The organism is Terriglobus sp. YAF25 (genome assembly GCF_052113305.1).
Lineage (GTDB): Bacteria > Acidobacteriota > Terriglobia > Terriglobales > Acidobacteriaceae > Terriglobus.
On the sequence record NZ_JBFRCY010000344.1, the window covers coordinates 1 to 4730 of the forward strand.

Below are 4730 nucleotides of genomic sequence, written 5' to 3' on the forward strand. Positions count from 1 at the left end.
GATCAACACGGCGCCAGGATCAACACGGCGCCAGGCATCCAGGCCACGTCCGGGCTGAACTTTTCAGTTTCATGGACAGCATCGCCAAACTGCGGCACCTCTGAACGGCTGACCATCGAAGGCCATTGCTGCTGTCCGCTCTCCCTGCGTCGTTGCGCTGCCGCTGCTGCTGCGGCCTCCGCAGCGGCCCTGGCAGCCGCCTCGGCCGCCGCGTTCGGTGGATTGAATTGCAGCCAGATAGCCAGGTCTTCTTCCTGCAGGATCTCGCCTGCGATCGACAATAAGCGATCGAGGCTCTCCCCGAGCAGCCGCCTCCACTTTATCCGGATTAGATCAAGTTGCTCCCTCAGCGAGCCTGGAGCGGCAACCGCAGGCGCTCGCAACACGTCAAACAGGCTCTGCGGCTCGGAGTCTTCCATCGGCACAAGGGGGCGGGTCGCAAAATACGCCGGCAGCTTCTCCACGACGCTCCGATAGGCGGTTTGCTCCGCCAGGCTCTTGTCCTCGAACAACTCTTCGAATGGACGGAAGGCCTCGTTGCGGTTTGCCATCCAAAGCAGAATCATCTCTTCCAGCGCGACCGCCCGGTGGGGGATGCCATCGGTCGAGCCTGTAAGCCATTCCTTCGGGGTTTGCAGTCCGCGATAGACGCTGCTGCCCGGAAACTGCTCCACAAAGCTCAGCAGCATCCGGTCCAACGCATCCGATCCTATGTGCCCGGCGAACCAGGTGAGGGCATCTGTGATTGCGGCGGGATCAAACTCTTGCCGATAGCGCTCCAGGAGTACATGACTGGCCTCGTCAATCAAACCCATGGCGTAAATTGCTCCGGCATGCACGGCACGCTCCGGATGCTTCTGCACATCACGAACCTTATTCATCCGGTGCGCAAACTCACGGCTTGCCGACACATTCGCGAAGACTACGTTGCCCGTAAAGGAAAAGAGATTTCCAGCGAACTGGTAACGGTCTCGGGCGCCTCTCGAAATATGAAATTCCATCATCGCGAACTTGTCCCCACATCAAAATCTAGCACTCATCAATGCCCTGGTACCGAAACCCCCGGCTTAACCCCGAGATTAGCTCTAAAGAAATACGCAGGATCGTCCAGGTGAGTCAAGCAAGAATGCCATATCACCTACGCTTTCACCAACGAGCCGTTGATCGACTGAAAAAAGCTGGAGGCACCCGAGCGTTACGGGTACAGAGTTGATGTTGGCGTCCGAAGCGAATTTGGATATATTGAACTCCGCGACCCACCGATGGTAGCGATGTTGGCACTCTCCATAAGGATATGCGCCAATCTTTCCTGCCCGATCCACCTCCGGGTCGCCGACATGCCAATCACTTCCCTCATGGCGCGTTTACCACCCAATGGGTTCGGCGGGGATGCTTGATCATTAACTTGGTAGTAGACACACTTTGCCTGGGAGGGAAATGGCGCGCACGGTCGAATCTTGGATTCGAATCAGCATCCGATCCAATTTTGGGTTTTGCGTCACCGAGCAGAATCGATTGGCGTATACCTCATGGGCGATATCGCGATTTATTTCCGAGCTTGAAGGGAATGTGGTCGATTGTGCAGCGGGTTCGGGGCGATAGTTATTTCATTTTTGCAGCGCGATTCGACGCTCCAGGAATCGGTTCCAATACCAAGTTGTTTGTAAATCGATCTCGTCATTCGCGCCGAGTAATTGCTGCTCAAGCGTTCTATCTTCCTCGCGTTTCTATACTGAACAAACGAAAATGGAACGGCCTGCAGTATGAAGTGATTCTGGTCGTAAAGCATGAGGATGTGTTCACAGAGCAAAAACTTGTAGGAGAGCGAATCCGGATCGTTCGCGATGATGCGGTGTGGGATCGCATCGACACGATAGCGGAATGTCCCGCTATCCAGGCCAGGATCTGCAATCCATTCTGTCGTGAGGGTGAAGGTCGTCGGAGGCAGTTCCGTCAATTGAACAATATCTTTGCTGCCTCGCTTTTTAGCGCGTGCTAACTGAGCATTTTCAGTCCCTACTGAAAATGCGAAGAATCGCCAGTCAAGACCAAAAAGCAGCAAGAATGCAACAGCCAGGGCCAACCCTCTCCTGAGAACTTTTCCAAGCCATTGGCCGATGCGAGTGTTGTTCATAGGTCCTCCACTATTTCGGCAATCCGTATTGGAAGAGGATGGTTGATCCGTCATTTAGCCCAATCGAATAGACGTAGGTCTTCTGCGTTGAGAGCGGTTTAGTGCTTACGTTGAAGATCCATTGTTGAGCCGACGGATCCCATCTAAAGTTGGTGTCTGGTGTGGTGGAGGTAACGGCCTCTTCTACAGTCGTTGTCACCGTACCGCCGATAATTTGAACTAGATTGAAGCTCGTCACCACTCSCGAAGTTCCGATGGAGTGCCCGGTGCTGTCACATACCCTGAATTTCGCCGGAACTGTACTTCCTTGCTTGAACGTGCTGCTTCCGTCCGCATTGACCGGCTGCAGGATCGTGTGTCCGAGATCGCCCAGGCAAACACCTGTCGAATAGTTGACTTTGATGGAGACCGTTGCAGTCGCTGCGTTGTAGTTGATCGTTGAGGCAGCATCAACCCGTAGTTGGCGGGTTCCGACACCTAGAACCGTTCCCGCTGCCGGTGTGTACGTGAGTGCTCCAGGTGCGGTTCCACCCTGTACTCCGGTCACTGTGGCATTGAGCTGGGTGTTGCCCAGGCTTGTGCCAAAGACGATGGGCGCTGGTGCACTCCACGAGATCTGCTGGTTAGCCTTGGCGATCGTCGCTGTCGTCGTAGCTGTGGAATTTACAGTGTAGTTTCCAGCATCGACACCTGAGAGGGAAAGGCCCGCAGCAGTGACGGTCTTGCCTACGCCCGCATTGCTATCGCTAAACGTGGCCGTTCCTCCCGTATAGCTCGCTACATCGTTGGGGAGAATGCCGCTCAGCGTACGAGTGGCGATCGAAGCAGTGATCGTGCCGTCGTATGTTTTGTCCGACACGGTGATCGAACCGGCGATCGTCAAAGGACTAATAGTCCCACTCGCATTGTGGAAGACAACAGAGTAGTTATGTCCGCTGTTTCCGTCTGCGATGGCGATCGAGGGAAGCAGCGAACGATTTCCCACTTTTTTACTGTCGAAGACCTGAGAGTAAGTGGCGTTGTCTCCTGTTGCGAGCGATCCTGCCGTGATCGAAGGAGACTTCAATGAAGTGGTAGTTGCGTCATACGTTTTGCTGTCTGACACCCCTGTCACTTCGATTGCGCGTGCCGTTATGTCTGCAGTTGTCGATGCAGTGGTATTTCCCAAGGCATAGTTCTCGACGTCGGCGCCTGAGATGGAGATTCCGGTTATGGTCACTGTCTTCCCGGAGCCTGCATTCTGGTCGCTGAAAGTCGCACTTGTCCAGGCTTCGCTCAGCAGGTTCCCTTCGACGCGGTTATCGCTTAGAGTGACCGATGCCAAGGTCGTGCCATCGTATGTTTTGCTGGCTGACGTTGCTGTGACGGTCAGAGCGCGCTTGTTGATGGTGAACGCAGCCGTGCTGTAGGTGATGGTGTAGTTGTCCAGCACCGTAGCAGGGCTCAGCACCGCAGTGATGCTGTACGGCCCGCCGGTCACAGTCTCGCCCGCGGCGCGGCTGTAGGTTGCCGTCACTCCGTCCGAGGCCAGGAATCCGGTTAGGGTTCCGGTCAGTGCAGGGTCCGCCGTTCCGTAGGTCTTGTTTGCAGCGGTCGGCGTCACCGAGGCCACCGCCTTGTTGATGGCGAACTCCGCAGTGCAGTAGGTGATGGTGTAGTTACCCAGCACAGCGGCCGGGCTCAGTGCGGCGCTGATGGTGTACGGTCCACCGGCCACGGTCTCGCCCGCGGCACGGCTGTAGGTCGCCGTTACTCCGTCTCCAGCCAGGAAGCCGGCTAGGGTTCCGGTCAGTGCCGGGTCCGCCGTTCCGTAGGTCTTGCTGGCCGCGTTCGGCGTCACCGAGGCGACAGCCTTGTTGATGGTGAACTCCGCTGTGTTGTAGGTAATGATGTAGTTACTCAGCACAGACGCCGGGCTCAGCACGGCGCTGATGGTGTACGGTCCGCCGGCCACAGTCTCGCCTGCGGCACGGCTATAGGTCGCCGTCACGCTGTCGGCAGCCAGGAATCCGGTGAGTGTTCCCGTCAGTGCTGGGTCGGCCGTCCCATAGGTCTTGCTGGCAGCGTTCGGAGTCACCGCGGCTACGGCCTTGTTGATGGTGAACTCTGCGGTGTTGTAGGTGATGGCGTAGTTACCCAGCACAGCCACCGGGCTCAGCGCGGCACTGATGCTGTATGGTCCACCGGCGACGGTCTCACCAGCGGCACGGCTGTAGGTTGCAGTCACGCTGTCCGAAGCGAGGAAGCCGGTTAGGGTCCCAGTCAGAGCTGGATCCGTTGTTCCGTAAGTCTTGCTGGCTGCGTTCGGAGTCACCGAGGCCACCGCCTTGTTGATGGTGAACGCAGCGGTGTTGTAAGTGATGGTGTAGTTGTTCAGTACAGCAGCCGGGCTCAGCACGGCACTGATGCTGTACGGTCCACCGGCCACGGTCTCACCAGCCGTGCGGCTATAGACTGCAGTCACACTGTCGGCAGCCAGGAAGCCAGTCATGGTTCCCGTTAGAGCCGGATCCGCCGTTCCGTAGGTCTTGCTCGCAGCATTCGGAGTCACCGAGGCTACGGCCTTGTTGATGGTGAACGAAGCGGTGTTGTAGGT

General features: G+C 56.9%; 3 protein-coding genes. All 3 read right to left on the reverse strand.

The genetic code is table 11. The features are described 5' to 3' along the window. Window positions 1-2: 2 nt before the first annotated feature. On the reverse strand, window positions 3-1004 hold the full coding sequence (locus AB4043_RS15095) for a hypothetical protein (RefSeq protein WP_442307410.1): 1002 nt from the start codon (window positions 1002-1004) through the stop codon (window positions 3-5). A gap of 542 nt (window positions 1005-1546) precedes the next feature. Next, a complete protein-coding gene (locus AB4043_RS15100) occupies window positions 1547-2134 on the reverse strand; it encodes a hypothetical protein (RefSeq protein WP_442299332.1) in 588 nt (195 codons plus the stop codon). A 10-nt stretch (window positions 2135-2144) separates the two neighbouring features. After that, window positions 2145-4730, reverse strand: a 2586-nt coding sequence (locus tag AB4043_RS15105) for an MBG domain-containing protein (RefSeq protein WP_442307411.1), incomplete at its 5' end; no start/stop codon positions are given.

Excerpts from the sequence above, each read along its gene's own strand:
- AB4043_RS15095 (WP_442307410.1), bottom strand. The coding sequence starts at position 1,004 with ATGATGGAATTTCATATTTCGAGAGGCGCCCGAGACCGTTACCAGTTC.
- AB4043_RS15100 (WP_442299332.1), bottom strand. The coding sequence starts at position 2,134 with ATGAACAACACTCGCATCGGCCAATGGCTTGGAAAAGTTCTCAGGAGA.